Origin of the sequence: Ideonella sp., assembly GCF_044358605.1 — a bacterium.
Classification (GTDB): Bacteria; Pseudomonadota; Gammaproteobacteria; order Burkholderiales; family Burkholderiaceae_C; genus Ideonella.
Genome location: NZ_JBIKNQ010000037.1, coordinates 20,759 through 40,908, shown reverse-complemented (window position 1 = coordinate 40,908; position 20,150 = coordinate 20,759). Strand labels below are relative to the sequence as shown.

The window sequence follows — 20,150 nt, the reverse complement described above, 5'->3', positions numbered from 1 at the left end:
GCAAAAACGGGCTGGCGTTTTCCCGAGTTCCGTCGCGCAAAGTCCGCCAATCAGGGTTCGAACTGGCCTTCCAGCAGATAGCGGCTGCCAGGGTGGACCAAGCGGGCCAAGGTGATGACGCCGTTGCGGCTCATGGTGCGGCGGACCACCACCAAACAAGGGTCTGCGGGGCCAATGCCCAGCCACAGCGCTTCTTTTTTAGTCGGCAAGCAGGACTCGATGGTGTACTGAGCCCGCCACAGCGCCGTGGCTTCAAACAAGTAGTGAGTGGGCGTGGTCTGGCTGAAGTCTTGGCCCAGATAGTCTGGGGCCTCCGCCGGGTTGACATAGCGGTCTTCTACCTGCAAGGGCACGCCATTCTCCAGATGAACAATGCAGGTGTGAAAGACTTGGTCGCCTGGGCTCAGCCCCAACTGCGCAGCTAAGCCCTTGGTCGCCGCCTCGGCGGTCTGCAGATGGACCTGGGCTTGGTGCACATGGCCACGCTCGGCGATTTCGTCGTGCACGTCTCGCAGCCGGAGCATGGACGACACCTTGTGCAGAGGCGCGGCAAAACTGCCCACACCTTGGACTCGGTTGACCAGGCCCTCGGCCTGAAGCTCCTTCAAGGCTCGGTTGACGGTCATTCGGCTGACGCCGAACTGGGCCACCAGCTCAGACTCCGAGGGCATCAAGGCCCCGGGGGCCCACTGGCCTTGTGCCAATCCGTCCTTGAGGTGTTGTTTGACCTGGGCATAGGGCGCCAGGTTGCGCGCTGAAACTTTCATGCCGCGATGCTAGCTGTTTGTGAACCGCCCGAGCGCAGCGCAGGACAGGCAACAGAAGGCGCATTTGTGCCGCTTTGATTTGCTTTTTGGCATCAGGGCCGTGTATGCCATCACGAGCCCTTTAAGTGATTGCGCACTACACGTTACCCCCCTACCTGTTGAAGTGCGCGGCGCAGCCTCAATGGTTGCAAACTGTAACCGCACCATTTCGGGCAGCAGAATTTGCAGCCTGACATGAGGAGGTCTCTCTCACTTGGTGTTGTCATCAACTTCACAGGAGCAACCCATGAACCACTTCTTCCGAGCCTTGGTCACCGCTGCCACCGTCGCCCTTTTGGCCGCCTGCACCACCACCGCTCAATTCAGCTCTAACCCACCCGGCGCCGAGGTGGTGTATCTGGACAAGGTGATTGGCGTCACCCCGTTTCAATACGATGTGCAGGACCAGTTTGGATGGTTCAGCGTGTATGAGTTCAAGGCCACGCGCGCCGGCCACAAGCCCAAGGTCTTGAGCTTTGCCGAACGCACGCCGCTGGACCACAACAATGTGGTCCCCAAGGCGATTCACTTTGAGCTGGAAGCCGACGCCAAGAAGTGAGCCTCGGGTTGGAGGGCACCCACCCTCAGACCCCGCCAGTTGCTCAACACAGGGTTGAGCAAGGGGGCCAGTGCATCGGCGTCGTCTTCGGTGCGCTGAACCCATTGGGCGATCAGGGCTGCCATCGCCACCTCGGCGGCGCGCGCGTTGTTGCCGTCGTCCATCTTCAGCGCCACGCCCAAGCCCTGCTCTGGAAAGGCTGCGCAATAAACGCCCTCGGCTCCCACTTTGCAAAACACCCGCTCGCCAAAGTGCTGCATCACGCGGGTGTCAAAGCGGCCCGTGCCCGCCACCATGAAGGGCTGCCGCGCCACCGCTTGGCGCAGGCGCAGCGCTGCGCGGGCCTGGTCGGCTGACAGCCCCAAGCCAGTGGCCACACGGGCAAAACCGAGGGCGAGGTGCCGCAGCGGAATGCCAAAGGTGGGGATGGAGCAGCCATCAATGCCGACCGGCGCGTCGCGCAGGGCAAAGCCAGTAGCAGCTTCTAGAGCGTGGCTGACGGCTTGCATCACCGGATGATCGGGCTGCACATAGCCACTCAAAAAGCCCCGAAACTCCTGGCCCTGCCCCTTGGCCAGCCAACAGCCCAGGCAGGCAAAGCCCGCATGTTTGCCCGAACAGTTGTTGTGCAGCGGATGCGGCTCTTCGCCCGTGCGCGCCAGCGCCAGCTTGGCCGGCTCAAAGCCAGGCCAGTGGGCACCGCACTCCAGGACCCGCTCATCCAGGCCCAGTTGCGCCAACACCCGGCCAGCCACCGCCACATGCTCGGGCTCGCCGCCATGTGAGGCACAGGCCAGCGCCAGCGCGGCGTCATCCAAACCAAAGTGATCGGCCGCGCCTGAGGCTACCAAGGGCAAGGCTTGTAAAACCTTGACGGCTGAGCGCGGAAAGATGGGCCGCTCAATGTCGCCCCCACTGGCAACGACCGTACCCGCTGCATCCACCACCGCCCAAGCGCCGCGATGAAAGGACTCCACGTGCTCGCCGCGCAGCACCTCCACCAATACAGGATTTGTCATGGGCGCGGATTATCCTAGAAGCGGTAGTTGGACACGGTCGAAAGTGCCGTGATGCGGTGCGCCAGCAAGGCGCGACGACGCAGCGGGCACCTGCCCGCAAGGAGAAGCAACGCCGCTGGCGAGCCGCAGGGCGGTGCTTGCGACCGTGTAGCGCGCTCACCCAAACGGTGAGTGTGATCGTGGCCTGTTTTCTTCATCGTGAGATGGACTCGCATGCGGAATGAAGCGGTCAACTGCCTCTTCTAGGATTTGAGGCACGGTCGCCATTGCACAATGCCCGCATGCCTTTGACCGCTCTGGCCCTGGTGTTGGTGGCCGCACTCCTGCATGCCACCTGGAACCTAGCCGCCAAGAAGGCGGGGGGTGATCATCACCTGGTGCTCTTCAACTGCCTGCTGATTGCCCTGCTCTGGGCCCCGCTGGGCGTGTGGGCAGCCTGGGATGCTTTACCCGCTTGGGGTGGGCTGCAATGGGGATTGGTGCTGGCCAGCGGCCTCATCAACCTGCTCTACCTCCATGTGCTGTTGAAGGGCTATCGCGTGTCTGATTTGACGGTGGTCTATCCCGTCGCCAGAGGCTCCGCACCCCTCTTCATCCTGCTGGGAGCCATGCTGTTTCTGGCGGAGCCCCTGCGCTGGGCGACGCTGGCGGGAGTGCTGTGCATTTCCGCAGGGATCTGGCTGATTGCGGGCGGCCCACAACTGCTCAGCAAGGCCCAAGACCCGACCCAGCGTCAGCGTGTTCACGCAGGCTTGGCCTGGGGTGGCCTGACGGGCTTGCTGATCGCTACCTACACCGTGATCGACGGCTACGCCGTGAAAGTGGCCTTGGTCTCACCGATCTTGCTCTTTTACCTCGGCAATCTGCTGCGCCTGCCCTTCACCCTGCCCCAGGTTTGGCAGGACCGCGCACGCCTTGCGCAAGCCTGGCGCACGCAATGGCGCTACGCCTTGGTGATGGCGTCCCTCGCCCCACTGGCCTATGTGCTGGTGCTGTATGCCGTGCAGCAAGCCCCTCTCTCCCATGTGGCCCCCGCGCGCGAGGTCTCCATGCTCTTCGCCGCCCTGCTGGGGGGCCGCCTCTTGGGTGAGCAAGACCGGGGCGCGCGATTGGCCGGTGCGGCGGCCATGGCGCTGGGCGTGGCCGCGCTCAGCCTCTGAGTCACAATCGCGCCCCTTGCCCAGATCCATGAGCAACTCCTCAGGGAACCCAGCCATCGTGTTCAAGAATCTCATCATCTATCGCTTGATCCCTGAATGGGATCCCACCTTGTCCTCGGCCCAAGAGGCGGCCTTCAAGCAACGCTTTGCACCCTGCGGCAAGTCTCAGCCACAGTCGCTGGGTTGGGTGCCGCCTCGGGGTGAGGCCGAAGCGCCGTTGATCGAGGTGGTGGGCGGTCATTGGCTGATGCGCTTGCAAGTGGAGCAAAAGATGTTGCCCGGCTCGGTGGTCAAGCGCCGGGCTGAGGAGATGGCGCAGCAGGTTGAAGCCAGCACCGGCCGCAAGCCCGGCAAGCGCGAGAGCAAAGAGCTGCGCGAGCAGGCCACGCAAGAGTTGCTGCCCCAGGCCTTCACCAAGATGGCCGGCGTGTCGGTGTGGATCGCGCCCAAGCAGAAGTTCGTCTGCGTGGACGCGGGCAGCACCAGCCGCGCCGAGGTGGTGATCACCATGCTCGTCAAGACGCTGGAAGGCTTTGGCGTGCAGGCTTTGCAAACTGCCTTGTCACCCGCGTCGGCCATGGCGGGCTGGCTGGAAAGCGGCGAAGCGCCGCCCTTCTTCACCGTGGACCGCGACTGCGAGCTCAAGGCCGTGGACGAAATGAAGTCGGCCGTGCGCTATGCCCGCCACGCGCTGGATGGCGAAGAGGTGCGCGAGCACATCCGCATGGGCAAGCGCCCCACCCGTTTGGCCTTGACCTGGCACAGCCGCGTCAGCTTTGTGCTGACCGAGCAGTTGCAGGTCAAGAAGATCCAGTTCGAAGACGGCGTGTTTGAAGGCGCCGGCGCCACCAAGGCCGAGGACGGCTTTGATGCCGACGCAGCCATCGCCACGGGCGAATTGATCCAACTGCTGCCCGACCTGATCGAGGCCCTGGGTGGCGAGCAGCCCTTGGGCGCTGTGCCCGGCGTGCTGCCCAACGCACCCGCGGCAGCACCAACGGCACCGGCCCCTGCCTCTGCGCCCGCCCGTCCTCAAGGTGCCTTGCCGGCCACGACGGCGGGCGACGACTCCCCACCGTGGTGAGCCCATGAGGAGCTGAGTACTGCGCAACAGGCACAATCGAGGTTTTGCTTTCGCGCCCAAGCTCGGCTTGGCCACTCTTGCGACCATGTCTGACGCTCCCAAGCCCGATCTGCCTGACACCCCAGCGGCTGCGGCCCCACAAGAAGCAGCAACCCCTGCGGCCAGCACCGGCCCTGAGGCCGCGCCCGCCGCCCAGGCTGCGAGCGCCAGCCCGGCCCAAGCCAGCACGCCGGGCACCCCAGGCATGACCGCAGCAGACTGCGCCCAAGAGCTGAAGCAGCGCTTCCCGGCCTTGTTTGCGGGCTCGCCCAAGCCCCTGAAGCTGAAGATCCAAGCGGACATCCAAGAGCGCGCGCCCGGCGTGTTCAGCAAGGCAGCACTGTCAGCCTTCTTCCGCCGCTTCACCGGCAGCACGTCTTACCTGATTGCACTGACCCGTGCGCGTCAGCGCTTTGACTTGGACGGCCAGCCCGCCGGCGAGCTGGCCCAAGAGCACCGCGACGCCGCCGAGCAAGAGCTGACCCGCCGCCGCAACATCACCCAAGAGCGCCGCGCGGCCGAAGAAGAGCAGCGCCAGCAGCGCCAGCGCTTGCTGCGCGACTTTGAGCGCACCACGCTGACGCTGGCCAACTTCTGCGCCCTCAAGGGCCTGACGCCCGAAGCGCTGGAAGAGACCCTGGCCCAGGCCCGCGTTGAAGCCGTGGAGATGGCCGCCGCACGCCCCGCCTTTGCGCCCCAAGGCGAGCGCCGCCCACCGCAAGATCGCCGCCCAGGCGCCGGCCCACGCCGCGATGGCCCTGGCGGTGACCGCCCCCGCCACGCCGGCCCTCGCAATGGCCCCGGCAACGGCCCCAGCAACGGCCCCCGTGGCCCACGCCGCGAAGGCGATGCGCCGCGCAATGGTCCGCGCCGAGAAGGCGATGCGCCCCGCCACAGCCCCCGTCGCGGGGATGACCGCCCTGCGCGGCCTGCCCCCCAAGCCGCAGCCGCCCCCGCTGCTGCCAGCGACGACCACAAGGAAGATTGAGGACGCGAGGGTTCGGTGCGCTCGCACCGAACCCACAAAAACAGCTTGCGGTCGCCCCAATATTTCCATTAAACTGGAATTATGGAAGAGCAAGACGTGATTCGCGCCCTCGCTGCGCTGGCCCAATCGGCCCGGCTGCAGGTGTTCAGGGCTTTGGTGGTGGCAGGGCCAGAGGGCCTGACGCCCGGCGCCTTGGGCGAGACCTTGGGCCTGCCGGCCTCGACCTTGTCCTTCCACCTCAAAGAGCTGACGCAGGCGGGCTTGGTGACGCCTGAGCGCGCGGGCCGGAACTTGATCTACCGCGCCGGCTTTGAGCGCATGCAGGGCCTGCTGACTTACCTGACCGACAACTGCTGCGCCGGGGCCCCGTGCGCGCCCACCACCGCTGGGGCCCTGTGCTGCCCCACCCCGCCATCCATTCCCAAGAAGGAGCCTTGAGATGAAGCGTTTTCATGTTCACCTGCATGTGGCCGATCTGGCCCAGAGCATTGGCTTTTACGCCAAGCTGTTTGGCGCTGAGCCGACCCGCCATGAGAGCGACTATGCCAAGTGGATGCTGGAAGACCCGCCGGTCAATTTCGCGATTTCAACCCGTGGCCAAGGCACGGGCATTGACCACCTGGGCATTCAAACCGACAACCCCGACGACTTGGCCGAGTTGAAAGCCCGCGCCGAGGCCGCCGACATGGCCATCTTGGACGAAGGCGCCACCACCTGCTGCTATGCGCGCAGTGAGAAGCACTGGGTCACCGACCCGCAGGGCATTGCCTGGGAGCACTTTCACACCCTGGGCAACATCCCAGTCTTCCGTGAAGGGGGTGACGCCGCCAATGCCTGCTGCACACCGTCGCCTGCAGAGGTGGCCCAAGCGGTCAGCGCCACAGACAGTGCCGACTCGTCTTGCTGCACCCCAGCGCCTGCCGCTGCCGCTGCCGCCGCTGCCGCCGCCGCTTGCTGCCCGCCCACACCGCGCGGCAAACCCATTGGTATTGCCGTCAAGAGCAACACAGGCTGCTGCTGAACCATGAGCTTCCATGTTTTGATTTTGTGCACGCACAACTCGGCCCGCAGCGTGCTGTCTGAAGGCATGTTGAACCACCTGGCGCAACAGCGCGGGCTGGACGTGAAGGCCCACAGCGCGGGCAGCGCGCCCAGCGGGCGGCTCAACCCCTTCGCACTAGAAGCTCTCAATGCCGCGGGCATTGACACCCAAGCCTATCGCTCCAAGAGTTGGGACGAGTTCACCGGGCCTGATGCGCCGCCCTTGTCGGTGGTCATCACCGTGTGCGACAGCGCGGCGGCCGAAACCTGCCCGGTGTTCTTCGGCGGCGAGGGCCAGCAGCCCGTCAAGGTGCATTGGGGCTACCCAGACCCGTCGAACGCCGAGGGTGGCGACGAAGGCAAACGCCGTGCCTTTGAGTTGACCCGCCAAGCCATTGGCTACCGCATGTTGCAGTTATTGGCCTTGCCACTGGGGCAGATGCAGCGCGATGAACTGCAGGCCGCTTTGACGGCCATTGGCCAAAGCTGAAGGCGCCGACATGAACCAAGCTGACTGCGCGGCGCCCTCACCCGCGCCCATGAACCTGTTTGAGCGCTACCTCACATTGTGGGTATTTTTGTGCATTGCTGGGGGCATTGCGCTGGGCCAAGTGCTGCCCGGCCCCATCCAAGCGATTGGCCGCATGGAGGTGGCTCAGGTCAACCTGCCGGTGGGGCTGCTGATCTGGGTGATGATCATCCCCATGCTGCTGAAGGTGGACTTTGGCGCCCTGCATCAGGTCAAAGCGCATTGGCGCGGCATTGGCGTGACGCTGTTCATCAACTGGGCGGTCAAGCCCTTTTCGATGGCGCTGCTGGGCTGGTTGTTTGTGCGGCATGTGTTTGCGCCCTACCTGCCCGCAGACCAAGCCGACAGCTATATCGCTGGGCTCATTTTGCTGGCTGCAGCACCCTGCACGGCGATGGTGTTTGTGTGGAGCCGCCTGACCAATGGCCACCCGCTGTTCACGCTCTCGCAAGTGGCGCTGAACGACACCATCATGGTGTTTGCGTTCGCGCCCCTCGTGGCGTTGCTGCTGGGGCTGTCTTCCATCGTCGTGCCATGGGACACGCTGCTGACCTCGGTGCTGCTCTACATCGTGCTGCCCGTGCTGCTGGCGCAATGGTGGCGCAAGCACTTGTTGGCCAAGGGCCAAGCCCACTTTGACGCTGTGATGGCGCGGCTGGGGCCACTGTCCATCACCGCGCTGCTGGCCACCTTGGTGCTCTTGTTTGGCTTTCAGGGCCAGGCCATCTTGAAGCAGCCGCTGGTGATCGCCATGCTGGCCGTGCCGATCTTGATCCAGGTCTTCTTCAATGCGGGGCTGGCCTATTGGCTGAACCGCCGCGTGGGCGAAGCGCATAACGTGGCTTGCCCCTCCGCGTTGATTGGTGCCAGCAACTTCTTTGAACTGGCGGTGGCGGCTGCCATCAGCTTGTTCGGTTTTGAATCGGGTGCAGCCCTGGCCACGGTGGTGGGCGTGCTGATTGAAGTGCCGGTGATGCTGCTGGTGGTGCGCTGGGTCAATGCCAGCAAGGGCTGGTACGAAGCCGGGCGCGCCACGGCGACGGATGGCTCAAGCGCTGGCTGATTGCGGGGCGCTCAGGCCCGCGCTGCGGACCTGATTACGCCCGCCTTGCTTGGCGGCATAGAGCTGGGCATCCGCATCGTTGAGCAGGTTGTGGGCCACCGGGTCTTCGGCATCACCCGCCACGCCGATGCTGACGGTGATGTGTTTGAGGTCGGGGTGCAGGTCTGAGAGGTCCAGGTCGGCGATGCGCTGACGCAGCTTTTCGCAAACGGCGATGGCCGCCGTCAGCGGGGTCTCGACCAAGACCACCACAAACTCTTCTCCGCCATAGCGGCCGACGATGTCGCCACTGCGGCAGGTGTCGCGCAGCAGGCGGCCCACACGGCGCAGCACCTCGTCGCCCACCCGGTGCGAGAAGCGGTCGTTGACCGACTTGAAGTGGTCGATGTCCACCATGGCCACCGAGAGGCCATGCCGATAGCGCCGCGCACGCTCGCGCTCGCGATCGAGTTGGGCGTCGAGCCAGCGGCGGTTGGCCAGGCCGGTCAGACCGTCTTCGCGGGCCAATTGGCGCAGCATGTCGGCCTGCTGCGAGAGCTGGGCCAACAGCTCTTGCTTTTGGCGCTCAGATTCGCGCGCTAGCCCTAAGGCCAAGGCCAGCTCGTCGCCGCGTTTGCGCTCATGCTCCACCTGAAGATGCGCCCGCTCCAGCTCGGCCCGGCCCAACAAACCCCGCACGCGGCGCTGGGTTTCTTGGCCGTGGATGCGCTGCTGGCAGGCATAGAACTCTTTGAAGTGCCGCAGCGCGGCGGCGGCATGGCCTTGCTGCTCGTGGATCTGCGAGAGCAGCTCGTGCAGCTTGCCGCTGATGTGGTCGGCGCGCAGCACCTCGGCCAGCTTGAGCGCCTGGCTGAGCAGATCGACCGCTGGGCTGGCCGCGCCGCTGAGCCAGCGGTTGCGGCCCAGCGCCAGCAGCACCTCGGCCTCAGCCCCGCGCCGGTGGCTGCGGCGAATCAGGGTGAGCGCTTCCAGGAGCAAGCGCTCAGCCCGGTCATAAGCGCCCTCATGTTGGTGCGCCAGGCCCAGGCCCAGCAGGGCGAGCCCTGTGTCGGCCAAATGGCCCACGCGCCGGGTGATGTCCAGCGCGCGCTCCAGGTGGCGCATGGCTTCGGGCAGCTGGCCACTGCGCATCAGCAAGCGGCCCAGGCTGGTCAGGGTGGAGCCTTCGAGGGCTCGGTCGGGCGTCTGGCGCACCAAGGTCAAGGCGCGCAGATGGTATTCGACCGCACGGGCACGGTCGTCCAATTCGGCCAGCACACCGCCGATATTGGACATGGCATAGGCCGTGGCGCGCGTGTCGTGGGCCGACTCGGCCAGCTCCAAGCTCATCAGCAAGTACTTGAGCGCATCGGCAAACTGGCCCATCTCCCGCAGCACAGAACCAATGTTGTTGAGCGAGCCGGCCTCGCCCACCACATCGCCCAATTGACGCCGCAGTGCCAAGCCCCGGTGGTAAACGGCCAAGGCTTGTTCGCCGTCGTTGCGGCAGGCGTGCACATTGGCAACGAGGTTCAACGCTTCGGCTTGGCCGCTCAGGTCGCCCAGCAGTTCATAGATGGCCACAGCACGCTGCAACAGCTCGATCACGCCATCGTGTCGATCCAGCAGCACGAACTGGCAGCGGGCAGCGCGCATATAGGCGCAGGCCAAGCCCCGCTGGTAGTCCAAGCGCAGCGCCAGGGCTTCGGCCTCTCGGGCCAGCACCAGGGCGCTGTGAGGGTCTTCACCCAGAAGACGGGCGGCTTGGTCGTTGAGCGCATCGACCGTGGCAACACTGGCTGGCGCGGCGGGCGCCACCGTCAGTGGGGGGATGGGAGCGCTGGAAGGAAGCACCGGACCGATCTTTGGTTGTTGCCCTTGATCTTAGCGGGGCCAGGTGCTTCGGTGAAGTCTGCAAGCGCAGACCGACCGATTATTTCTTGTGTTCTTGACGCAAGTTCTTGGCTTCTTCCTTGGTGACCTTGCCGTCCTTGTTGACGTCGGCCGCTTCGAAGCGCTTGGCCAGCTTCGGGTTGCTGGCCACCTCATCGCGGGTCAAGACCTTGTCATCATTCTTGTCGACCTTGTCGAAACCCTTACCCTTATTGGCCTTGCCGAAGCTGCGCACTTCCTTGGCGTTCAGAAAGCCATCTTTGTCATCGTCCATTTGGTCGAAGTTCTTGGACAACATGGCATGCCCCTGGGCTTCATCACGGCTGATGCGCTTGTCGCCGTCTTTGTCCAGCGACCTATAGGCCTTGACATCCATGCGCTTGCCGTCGTCAGCGGCTTGCGCCATACCGGCGGTCAGGGCCACAACAGCACACACCAAAGAGAGCGAGAGTTTGTTCATGGAGAGAGTCCTTTGCACAAGGGGAAGAGTGTGACGATAGCCCCTCAACGAGCCGCAAAGTCGCCCGGTTGAGCCCTATCCCCCTTGTTTACAGGACTTTACGGCGACTTGGTGCCACTGCCTTGTTGGGCCACGTTGATCAGACGACGATCTATCCAGCCCAACAAGTCGGTCCACATGGCGGCAGACTCATTGCTGGCGATCTGCCTCGCGTCTTTCAACTCCAAGGTCACCACTGGCACGCGTTGAACCACACCACCGTAGTTGCCCAAGGAGCCCGGGTAGATGCCCACTTGGTCGAGGTAGAGATTGCCCAACTTGTCGGGTGGGGGGGGCGGGCCGTCGAAGTCGAGCACACCGTAAGGGGCATGCACCGACACGATCAAGTTTGGTTTGAACTGCTCCAACTGGCGCTGCACCCAGCGGGTTTCGGGCTCAGACATGGCCGCAGGCCCCGGGTAGCGGCGCGGGTCTTTGCCGGTGCGGCTGACCCAGTACGAATGCGCGTTGCTGGCCCAATCGGCCGTCGGGAAATTGCGGTTCAGATCAACCCCTCGGACATTGGTCCGAGTGGCAGGCTTGCGCAGCAAACCATCGGGGTTGACCAAGGGAACGATGCGCCAATGGATCGGGGCCTCGTCGGACTTGAGGGATCGCTCCAGCCAGTTGAACACCAAGTTCACCGAAGCCATTTCATCACCATGGATGCCACCTAAAACCAGCACCCTCAGACGCGGTGTGCCACGGCTAGGCTTGATATCGCGAAACCACAGCGGAATCCCACGCACGGACCGACCATCACCAGCCTGCAGGCCGGTGTTCAGGCATTGGTGCAGGGGCAAGCCGGTCAGGCGCTCTGCAATCGTCTTGCACCACGTCGGCAGGTCGGTAGGCACGGGCGTGGGTGGCACCGCAGGGACCTTCACCGGCACAGGTCGCGGAGCAGCGGCTTTGGTGGCGGCTTCAGTCTTGGGGGGAGCGGCTTTGGGGGCGGCCTCGGTCTTGGGGGGAGCCGCTTTGCTTGGCGTCGGCTTTGCCACAGCGGCCGACGCAGCAGGTTTGGAGGGCGCGGCCGAGGCCGCCGTCTGCGGGGCCGCTGTGGGCACGGCCCAGGCTGAAGAGAGGGCCGCCAGCGGGATCAAACTCGCCAAGCAGGCCAATCGGAATGAGGTCATGAGCACGAGACTGCCCTGAGGCAGCACAGAATCGAAGGTCGGTTTATCGCAGGGTGAGAGTGTAGGCGGCGCCAGCACCGGTTTTGCCCCGGATAAAGGAGGGAATTGTGGACTGCGTCAAGACTTCGCCAGAATGGGCCATGATTGAAGCGCCCTTCACGCCCCGCCAGTCCTTTTCGGACGCCCCTGCCGCCCTGGCCCATGTGCAGGCCCTCTACCAAGCTCAGGTGGGGCATTTGCGCCATCATCTGCAGGCCTTTGTCACGGGGCAAATGCCCGCGGCCCGGGTGCGCGCCTGGTACCCGAGCGTGCGCTTGGTCACCGACACGGTGGCGCGGGCCGAGTCGCCGCTGAGTTTTGGCTTCGTAGCTGGCCCCGGAGCTTATGAGACCACGCTGACCCGCCCGGATGTCTTTGCGGGCTACTACCGCGAGCAGTTCGACTTGCTGCTGCGCAACCACGGCGTGGCCCTGGAAGTGGGCCTGGGCAATCAGCCGATCCCGGTGCACTTTTCGGTGGCCGAGAACGACCATGTGGAGGGCTCGCTCAGCACCCAACAGCGGGGCCGCCTGCGCGACTTGTTTGACCTGCCGGACTTGGCCGCCATGGACGACGGCATCGCCAACGGCACGCATGAGCCTGGTCCCCGCGAGCCTTGGCCTCTGGCCTTTTTCACGGCCCCTCGCGTGGACTATTCGCTGCAGCGCCTGCGCCACTACACCGGCACGCTGCCCGAGCATTTTCAAAACTTTGTGCTGTTCACCAATTACCAGTTCTATGTCGATGAGTTCATCCGACTCGGCCATGAGCTGATGAGCGACCCGGGCAGCCCCTATGAGGCCTTTGTCGAGCCCGGCAATGTGCTGACCCCTCGCGCTGGCAGCGCCTTGGCCATCAGCGGGCAGGCACCGCCGCGGCTGCCGCAAATGCCGGCCTACCACCTGAAACGCAGTGACAACAGCGGCATCACTTTGGTGAACATCGGTGTCGGCCCGGCCAATGCCAAGAACATCACGGACCATATTGCCGTGTTGCGGCCACACGCCTGGATCATGCTGGGCCACTGCGCGGGCCTGCGCAACAGCCAGCAGTTGGGCGACTATGTGCTGGCGCATGGCTATGTGCGCGAGGACCATGTGCTGGACGAAGAGTTGCCGCTGTGGGTGCCTATCCCTCCGCTGGCCGAGATTCAGGTCGCGCTGGAGCAGGCGGTGGCTGACGTGACCCAACTCCGCGGTCAAGCGCTAAAGACGATTTTGCGCACCGGCACCGTGGCCAGCACCGACAACCGCAACTGGGAGTTGCTGCCTCACCCAGGCCCCGAGCGCCGCTTCAGCCAAAGCCGGGCCGTGGCCCTGGACATGGAAAGCGCCACCATCGCCGCCAATGGCTTTCGCTTCCGCGTGCCCTACGGTACCTTGCTCTGCGTGAGCGACAAGCCCCTGCACGGCGAGATCAAACTGCCCGGCATGGCCAACCACTTCTACCGCGAGCGGGTCGATCAACACCTGCGCATCGGCTTGCGCGCCGTCGAGCTGCTGCGCCAAGCCGGTGCGGGCAGCCTGCACAGCCGCAAGCTGCGGGCCTTTGCGGAAGTGGCGTTTCAGTAGCCCCTGGAGGCCTCCGACTCGCACTGCGTGAAGTTCGGCGGGACAACCCCCTTGCAAATGCGAATGATTCTTATTACAGTGCGTATCCTGTGCGCTGCACCAGCTCGGTGTGGCGCGGTTTGGAGCCAAGGAATCATGATCATGTGTGTGTGTTGCGGGGATGGTTTATGGAGGCCTGCGCACCCCAGCGACAAGCGGGAGCCGCCGCCACTCGGGCTGCGGCACGGCGGGGCGCGCCATGCCTGACCATCGCTTGCAACTGGCGCCCTCTCAAGCGCTGGCCCCCTCCGCCGCCGCCCGCACTGCGGTGTCGGCAGCGCCCACGCGCACCGTGCTGGACAGTGCCCTGCTGCTTCAGGGTCAACAAGAGGTCACGATTGACCACCAAGGCCAGCACTACCGCCTGCGTGTCACCGCTTTGGGCAAGCTCATCTTGACCAAGTAATCCCCCTTCTTTGGCCTGCCAGCCAGCCGCCAGCCTGGGCCTGTTTCTCCCCATGAGGACTTTCCATGCTGCTTGCCGCTCAGGCTTTCAGCGGCGCACCTCGCGCCGCCCCTGCCGCCCCCTTAGAGGCCTGCCTCGATCTCGATGTCGATCGAACTCAAGAACTGTTGAGCCTGTGCGCCCATGAGGGCCATCCGCTCGTGGTCAGCGGGCCCTGGGTGCAAGAACAGTGCGGCGTAGGCGTCCTCCAAGGGCCACTGCTTGACTGCGCCTGGGGCCAAGGCCAGTTGACGCTGCATCTGGCTGGCGCGTCACTGCGTTGGCATGAGCGACAGGTCTCGCGCACCGAGTGGTGGCGTTGGCGAGCGGCCCTGGGGCTGCGCCACGGCCTGCGGCTGTTGGATGACCACGGCCAGCTTGCGCTGCACATCGGTGCGCCGCTGCGGTCTCCCCACTGCGAAGGCGCGCTCTGGCGTGCTTGGATGGACTGGATTGCGGACCGGCCTGTGCGGCCATCACCCCAACACACTGCTTGAGGCTGCCATGTGTACCAAACCCTCTCACATTTTTTCGGCCTTGGCGGAGCCGCAGGCTCAGACTCACGTCAGCCCGCAGGCGCTCAGCGCCAAAGCAGCGTGCGCCGTACCGCCGCGCAGCTCGCGCCGTGCACGCATCTGGGAGCTGCCCCACCATGCTCTGTGCCCGGTCATCGGTGTCTGCCTGCCCTTGCCCATGCTGCGCAAATTGGTGGGCAAAGCCGTCGGCGGCGACGTTTTGGCCGATGACTACGAACTGCATTGCGGCGTGATCAATGAATGCAAGCAGCGGGGTGCAGTGTCTGAGCGCATACAGCAAGCCCTGGACGAGCGCTACAGCCTGACACTGCAACGTCATCGCGCCCTGAAGGGCGCCGCATCCGTCGCCAAGGCCTGGGCGGCGGGCTTGCACAGCCCAGACGTGGCAGCCATTTTTTGGAGCGTGGTGACCCACCCTGCGTGCGATGCGCCCTTGCTTGAGCACGTGCTGCAAGACGTGCACATGCTCCAGCATCAGGTCGGCATGATGCAGCGCGTCGAGTCGGAACAGTTGCAGGACCTGCTGAAAGAAAACGCCGTGCTCGGACGCGCGTTGGCCGGGGCTCAAGCGCGTAGCGTGCGCCAGGCTGCGGAGTTTGCCCGGCAGATCGAACGCCTGGAGTCCTCCCACATTCGGCTGCGGGCCGACCTGCTGCAAAGAGACACGCTGCTGGCCCAAGCTCAAGAGGACATGGCGCAACTCCAAGCCAGCTTGCCTGAGTTGCCCTCTCGCCTGAACTTGGCGCAAGAGAAGCGCTGGCTGTCTGAGCGCCTTGAATCCACGCAACGTGCCCTGCAAGCCGCTCAGCAGCAGATTCTGCAACTCGAAGCCAAGCTGTGCCGTGCATCCGCCGTGCCCACCCCTCTGGCCGAGCCGGACCCGATCACCAATGCCAACGCGAAGCCGGATCTCAGCCAGAAAGCCGTGCTGTGCGTGGGCGGGCGCAGCGCCAGCGTGCCCATCTATCGCCGCTTGGTGGAGCACACCGGCGGTCAGTTTTTGCACCACGACGGGGGCGACGAACAGGGCGTTCACCAACTCGACGCCGCCCTGAGCGCGGCCGACTTGGTGCTGTGCCAAACCGCTTGCATCAGCCACGACGCCTATTGGAAGGTCAAGGACCACTGCAAACGCACCGGTAAGCGCTGCGTGTTTGTGGAAACGCCCAGCCAAAGCGCACTCCAGAAGGCCTTGCGGGTGGCAGCAGCCCAGGATGACGTCCCCATGGGACGCCTCTGAGCCCGCCGTCACAGTCCGATGTTAATTTGATTGCGAATCGTTCGCATTTGCAATATCATGTGAAGCCAACCATCGCTGCACCATGTCGCTCATTGCTCTCAACCCTCCTCTGGCTCAGCCCTCAGACCTGAGCACGCCTCAAAGGCGTGCTCTGACGGCGGCTGCGGTGCTGGCCCACTTGGGTGGTGCCTGGGCCTTGTTGCAAGTGGACGCCGTACAGCATGCCTTGGCCCCAGCTGCGCCCTTGTTGGTGCAGTGGGTCGCACCGCCGGCACCGGTGCCTCAGGCCCCTCCGCCACCGCCCGCCCCGCGCCCCAAAGTGCAGCCCACGGCCGCACCGGTGTTGGCGGCTGCGCCTGCGCCCGCCCCCCAGCAAGCGCCCAGCTTTGTGGTGCCAGAGCCCCCAACGCAGCCCGCCCAAGCCCCGCAGCCGCCCAGCCCACCGGCGCCACCCGCACCCGTGGCGCCGCCCGCGCCGCCCGCCAGCCCCGTCACCTTGGCGGCCACCGACTTGCGCTACACGGTGCCGCCCGCGCAGGTCTACCCCCGCACCTCGGTGCGCTTGGGTGAACAAGGCACGGTGCTGGTGCGCTTGGTGGTGGACGCCCAAGGCCTGCCCACACAGGTCAGCGTGCACAAAAGCTCGGGCCACCCGCGCCTCGATGAACAAGCTCTGCAGGCCCTGCGGGCTGCACGCTTTGCCCCCTACACCCGCAATGGCCAGGCGCTGCCATGGACGGCCATTGCGCCTCTCGAATACAGCTTGGAGTAAACCTGATGACCCCCGCCACTGACACCACCTTGGGCTTTGGCCACTTCATTGCCCAAAGCGATGTGGTCGGCAAGACCTTGCTCGCACTGCTGCTGCTGATGTCCGCTGCGTCTTGGGCCTTGATCTTGGCCAAAGGCGTGGCACAGGCCCTGCGCGCCAGGCGTTCGACAGACTTCCTGAACCACTTCTGGAATGCCAGCACGCTGGATGAGGTGCGGGCAGAAATTGCGACGCATGGTGCCCGCGACCCCTTCTCTCACTTGAGCGCCCACGCCCTGCATGCGCAGGCCCACCACGCCCGCCATGGCGCCGCCAAGTTGGCCGAAGCCGGCACGGCCAGCGAGTTCATCACCCGCACCATCAAAAAGGTCTTGGATGAAGAAACCACCCGCATGGAATCCGGCCTGACCACGCTGGCCACCGTGGGCGCCACCGCCCCCTTTGTGGGCTTGTTCGGCACGGTGTGGGGGGTCTATCACGCCCTGCTGGCCATTGGCATGAGCGGGGCCGGCACGCTGGACAAAGTGGCTGGCCCGGTGGGTGAGGCGCTGATCATGACTGGCATCGGCTTGGGCGTCGCCATTCCGGCGGTCGTGGCTTACAACGCCTTTACCCGCAGCAACCGGGTGCTGGGCGGCAGGCTGGACGCCTTTGCCTTCGAGTTGCACAGCCTGTTGACCTTGGGCGAAGCGCCGGGCGCAGGCCGGGCGGGCGCGGCGCCGGTGGCCCCGCCTGTTCCAGCAGCAGCGTTGAAGGCCGTCGCGGCCTGAGCCGGAGAGACAGCATGGCCTTCGCCTCTTTTGACAAGCAACGCGCGGCTGCCCCAGTGGCCGAGATCAATATGGTGCCGCTGATCGACGTGATGCTGGTGCTGCTGGTGATCTTCATCGTCACGGCCCCGCTGTTGACACACGCGGTGAAGCTGGATTTGCCCACCGTGTCCTCCATCCCCAACCCTGCGGTGCCCATCAAAGTGGAGTTCGCCATCAATGCCCAAGGCGAGCGCTTCTGGAACGGCGAGCCGGTCAGCCGCGCTGAAGCCGCGCTGCGCTTTGCTGCGGAAGGGCAGAAGCCCTCACAGCCGGAGATTCACCTCAAAGCCGACCAAGCGGTGGCCTACCGCGTGGTGGCTGAAACCCTGGCCGACACCGCCACCGCCAAGCTCAGCAAGGTGGGCTTTGTGACGCAACCCGAATCGCGCTGAAGCCGCGTCGCCCACCGCCCCTCAGGCCCGCTCTCACACCCCTTCCTCTCTCACCCGCTGCGCCAGCCCGGCCCAGGTGTTTGGGCCTACCGCTCAGACCCTAGGGCCGCTTGAGCCCGGCCCCTGCCGTGACCTCAAGGCTCAGCCAGCCCATCGACTTGCTCGACAGCGGCCCTCCTCCCTCTTTTGATCAAGCCTCTCATGAAAAAGCTCTCCCCCAGCGCGTCCGCAGCGCGCACTGCCCTCTTGCCTCTGGGCGCCTTGGCTGCTGGTTTTGCACTGGCCCAAACCCCCGCCCCCGCCAAGCCCGACACGCCCACGGTGCTGCCCGCGGTCAAGGTCAAGGCCCAAGCCGAGCCGCAAGGCAAAGACGCTGTGCAAGCCAGCACCACCACCATCGGCAAAGGCCAGCAAGAGCTGCGTGATGTGCCGCAGTCCATCACCGTGGTCACCGAAAAGCTCATCGACGACCGCAACCTCGACACGCTCAAAGAGACCCTGAAGAACACAGCGGGCATCACCTTCTTGGCCGCAGAAGGCGGCGAAGAAGACATCCGCCTGCGCGGCTTTGCGCTGCAATCGACCGGCGATGTGTTTGTGGATGGCCTGCGCGACCCGGCCTTCTATGAGCGCGACACCTTCTTCATGGACCGCGTTGAGGTGATGCGCGGTTCGGCCTCCATGCTGTTTGGCCGGGGCTCCACGGGCGGGGCGGTGAACCAGGTCAGCAAGGTCGCGCGCGGCATCAACGAAGGCAGCGTAGAGGCCACCGTCGCCAGCCACAACTACTTGCGCGTGGTCGGCGACATCAACCGCCGCATCGACGACCGCAGCGCGCTGCGCATTGGCGTGATGAACACAGTGGCGGACAACAATGGCGCCGGCTCGTCGCTCAACAAAACCGGCGTGGCTGGCACCTACCGCACCGGCATCGGTGAGCGCGACGAGTTCTCGTTCAGCCTCTCACACCTGGACAACAAGAACGGCATGAACTACGGAATGCCGTGGATACGGCCCACACCCGCCCAAAGTGCGACCAACCCCAACGGCTCTACGGTGGACCAAACCACCACCCTGCCGCTGGACCCGAGCACCTACTACGGCATGGCCAGCGATGTGAACGCCGGCACGGCCACCACGGCCACCGCCACCCACACCCACCGCTTTGCCGTGAACTCAGAGCTCAGCACCAAGCTGCGCTTGGGAGACTACAGCCGAGATCAGCGGGCCAGCACGGTGCGCTTGTGCGGCCCCACAGTCAACAGCAGCACGGGCGCGATCACACTCAACCCGGCCTGCCCCACGCAAACGGTGCCCGCGTCCTTGCAGACCTTCAGCAGCGCTTCGGTGCTGACCCGCGGCACGCAACTCAAGATCCAAGACCTGCAAACGGCATTCCTGCAAAGCGACTACAGCGGCAAGTTCACCGCCATCGGCCTACGCCATGAAGTCTTGGCCGGTGTAGACGCCGCCCTGGAAAAGAAGACCGTCTACGCGGCCCGCAATGCCGCCCAAGGCGGTGTCACCTTGACCAAGCCCACCACCACCATCGGCACGCCGGACGACGGCGCCAGCATCGACGAAGCCAGCCGCATCCTGCGGGTGGCCAATGACTACACCTCCACAGGTGTGGGCGCCTATGCACAAGACTTGATCACCCTGACCCCCACCTGGAAGCTGCTGCTGGGCCTGCGCTTTGACAAGCTCAAAGGTGAGTACAACACCAGCACCATCCCCACCACGGCCGCAGGGCCGGAGACCAGCGCCAGCTACACCATGAATGTGAGCGAGTGGAGCAAGCGCGCAGGCCTGCTCTACCAGCCCTCGGAGCGGCTGTCTTTCCACCTCTCCGGCGCCACGTCGTTCAACACTTCGGGCGACGCCTACTCGCTCAGCGCGGCCAACGTGGACATCCCGCCCGAGCAGTCCATCAATGTTGAGCTGGGCGGGCGCTGGGAGTCGTCCGACGGCCAGTTCAGCCTGCGGGCAGCGGCCTTCCGCTCGACCAAGCTGCATGAGCGCAACACCGACCCGCTGGTGAACTTGGTGACGCTGTCGGGCAAGCGCCATGTGGCGGGTGCCGAGCTGGATGTGGCCGGGCGCATCACCCCGCAGTGGGAGGTGTTTGGCTCCTACATGTGGCTGCCGGTGGCCAATATCGACATTGGCGTCGCGGGCTCTGAAGGCCAGGGCACCCGGCCCTCGCTGACGCCGCGCCACTCGGGCACGATCTGGACGACCTATCAAGTCACACCCACCATCCGCGTGGGTGGCGGTTTGAACGCCCGCAGCTCACAAACGCCCAATCGCAACCCTGGCTGGGCCGCCGAAAGTTTTGTGACGGCGGACCTGATGGCGGAGTGGGTGGTGGTGCCTAACCAATTCAAGCTCAAGGCCAACATCAGCAATGTGGCCAACAAGCTCTATGCGGACCAGATCTACAGCGGTCATTACATCCCCGGGCCGGGTCGCATCGTGGCGCTGACCGGCACCTACAACTTCTAAGACT

Annotated in this window: 21 protein-coding genes; 16 read left to right on the top strand and 5 right to left on the bottom strand. The window is 64.9% G+C overall.

Features of this window, described 5'->3' with window-relative positions; genetic code table 11:
* Positions 1–50: 50 nt before the first annotated feature.
* On the bottom strand, positions 51–767 hold the full coding sequence (gene hutC, locus ACIQ3Q_RS13955; protein ID WP_396269728.1) for a histidine utilization repressor: 717 nt from the start codon (positions 765–767) through the stop codon (positions 51–53).
* A 286-nt stretch (positions 768–1,053) separates the two neighbouring features.
* Between hutC and ACIQ3Q_RS13950 the strand changes: the two genes are divergently transcribed.
* Positions 1,054–1,365 carry a hypothetical protein gene (locus ACIQ3Q_RS13950; RefSeq protein WP_396269726.1) on the top strand — a complete coding sequence of 104 codons (312 nt, stop codon included), beginning with the start codon at positions 1,054–1,056 and terminating at the stop codon, positions 1,363–1,365.
* On the opposite strand, the gene ACIQ3Q_RS13945 is transcribed toward ACIQ3Q_RS13950, so the two are convergent.
* Positions 1,332–2,384: an asparaginase gene (locus tag ACIQ3Q_RS13945; RefSeq protein WP_396269725.1), complete on the bottom strand. Its 1,053-nt coding sequence runs from the start codon at positions 2,382–2,384 to the stop codon at positions 1,332–1,334. The genes ACIQ3Q_RS13950 and ACIQ3Q_RS13945 overlap by 34 nt on opposite strands.
* Before the next feature lie 281 nt (positions 2,385–2,665).
* Here ACIQ3Q_RS13945 and ACIQ3Q_RS13940 point away from each other — a divergent pair, with 281 nt between their 5' ends.
* From ACIQ3Q_RS13940 to arsB, 7 genes are all read left to right on the top strand, one after another.
* Positions 2,666–3,544, top strand: coding sequence for an EamA family transporter (locus tag ACIQ3Q_RS13940; protein WP_396269724.1), 879 nt, complete (start codon positions 2,666–2,668; stop codon positions 3,542–3,544).
* Positions 3,545–3,572: 28 nt separating this feature from the next.
* A complete protein-coding gene (locus tag ACIQ3Q_RS13935) occupies positions 3,573–4,628 on the top strand; it encodes a recombination-associated protein RdgC (RefSeq protein ID WP_396269723.1) in 1,056 nt (351 codons plus the stop codon).
* A gap of 85 nt (positions 4,629–4,713) precedes the next feature.
* Positions 4,714–5,655 (top strand): ProQ/FINO family protein, encoded by a 942-nt coding sequence (locus ACIQ3Q_RS13930; protein ID WP_396269721.1) that lies wholly within the window; start codon positions 4,714–4,716, stop codon positions 5,653–5,655.
* An 81-nt stretch (positions 5,656–5,736) separates the two neighbouring features.
* Positions 5,737–6,093, top strand: a complete 357-nt coding sequence (locus ACIQ3Q_RS13925; RefSeq protein ID WP_396269720.1) for an ArsR/SmtB family transcription factor — start codon at positions 5,737–5,739, stop codon at positions 6,091–6,093.
* Position 6,094: 1 nt separating this feature from the next.
* A complete protein-coding gene (locus tag ACIQ3Q_RS13920) occupies positions 6,095–6,676 on the top strand; it encodes an ArsI/CadI family heavy metal resistance metalloenzyme (protein ID WP_396269719.1) in 582 nt (193 codons plus the stop codon).
* Between the two features lie 3 nt (positions 6,677–6,679).
* Complete coding sequence (locus ACIQ3Q_RS13915) at positions 6,680–7,186, top strand: arsenate reductase ArsC (protein WP_396269718.1); 507 nt, start codon at positions 6,680–6,682, stop codon at positions 7,184–7,186.
* 10 nt (positions 7,187–7,196) lie between these two features.
* The gene (gene arsB, locus ACIQ3Q_RS13910) at positions 7,197–8,288 is read left to right on the top strand and encodes an ACR3 family arsenite efflux transporter (protein WP_396269717.1); all 1,092 of its coding nucleotides are present in this window, start codon (positions 7,197–7,199) and stop codon (positions 8,286–8,288) included.
* Here arsB and ACIQ3Q_RS13905 read toward each other — a convergent pair.
* The 3 genes from ACIQ3Q_RS13905 to ACIQ3Q_RS13895 all read right to left on the bottom strand — a co-directional run bounded on the left by ACIQ3Q_RS13905 (position 8,274) and on the right by ACIQ3Q_RS13895 (position 11,795).
* Complete coding sequence (locus ACIQ3Q_RS13905) at positions 8,274–10,121, bottom strand: diguanylate cyclase (protein ID WP_396269716.1); 1,848 nt, start codon at positions 10,119–10,121, stop codon at positions 8,274–8,276. The two genes, arsB and ACIQ3Q_RS13905, sit on opposite strands and share 15 nt — an antisense overlap.
* 79 nt (positions 10,122–10,200) lie before the next feature.
* Positions 10,201–10,620, bottom strand: coding sequence for an EF-hand domain-containing protein (locus ACIQ3Q_RS13900; RefSeq protein WP_396269715.1), 420 nt, complete (start codon positions 10,618–10,620; stop codon positions 10,201–10,203).
* Positions 10,621–10,718: 98 nt separating this feature from the next.
* Entirely contained in the window at positions 10,719–11,795 is a 1,077-nt protein-coding gene (locus ACIQ3Q_RS13895; protein ID WP_396269714.1) for a M14 family zinc carboxypeptidase, read from the bottom strand.
* 140 nt (positions 11,796–11,935) lie between these two features.
* On the opposite strand from ACIQ3Q_RS13895, the gene ACIQ3Q_RS13890 reads away from it, so the two are divergent.
* The 8 genes from ACIQ3Q_RS13890 to ACIQ3Q_RS13855 all read left to right on the top strand — a co-directional run bounded on the left by ACIQ3Q_RS13890 (position 11,936) and on the right by ACIQ3Q_RS13855 (position 20,146).
* The gene (locus ACIQ3Q_RS13890) at positions 11,936–13,405 is read left to right on the top strand and encodes an AMP nucleosidase (RefSeq protein WP_396269713.1); all 1,470 of its coding nucleotides are present in this window, start codon (positions 11,936–11,938) and stop codon (positions 13,403–13,405) included.
* Positions 13,406–13,643: 238 nt separating this feature from the next.
* Positions 13,644–13,850, top strand: a complete 207-nt coding sequence (gene hemP / locus ACIQ3Q_RS13885) for a hemin uptake protein HemP (RefSeq protein ID WP_396269712.1) — start codon at positions 13,644–13,646, stop codon at positions 13,848–13,850.
* A gap of 65 nt (positions 13,851–13,915) precedes the next feature.
* Complete coding sequence (locus ACIQ3Q_RS13880; protein ID WP_396269710.1) at positions 13,916–14,386, top strand: hypothetical protein; 471 nt, start codon at positions 13,916–13,918, stop codon at positions 14,384–14,386.
* Between the two features lie 7 nt (positions 14,387–14,393).
* A complete protein-coding gene (locus tag ACIQ3Q_RS13875; RefSeq protein ID WP_396269709.1) occupies positions 14,394–15,665 on the top strand; it encodes a DUF2325 domain-containing protein in 1,272 nt (423 codons plus the stop codon).
* Between the two features lie 82 nt (positions 15,666–15,747).
* Positions 15,748–16,437: an energy transducer TonB gene (locus ACIQ3Q_RS13870; protein ID WP_396269707.1), complete on the top strand. Its 690-nt coding sequence runs from the start codon at positions 15,748–15,750 to the stop codon at positions 16,435–16,437.
* 5 nt (positions 16,438–16,442) lie between these two features.
* Entirely contained in the window at positions 16,443–17,207 is a 765-nt protein-coding gene (locus ACIQ3Q_RS13865) for a MotA/TolQ/ExbB proton channel family protein (RefSeq protein ID WP_396269706.1), read from the top strand.
* A 14-nt stretch (positions 17,208–17,221) separates the two neighbouring features.
* Complete coding sequence (locus ACIQ3Q_RS13860) at positions 17,222–17,641, top strand: ExbD/TolR family protein (protein ID WP_396269704.1); 420 nt, start codon at positions 17,222–17,224, stop codon at positions 17,639–17,641.
* Between the two features lie 201 nt (positions 17,642–17,842).
* Complete coding sequence (locus ACIQ3Q_RS13855; protein WP_396269703.1) at positions 17,843–20,146, top strand: TonB-dependent receptor; 2,304 nt, start codon at positions 17,843–17,845, stop codon at positions 20,144–20,146.
* Positions 20,147–20,150: the final 4 nt, after the last annotated feature.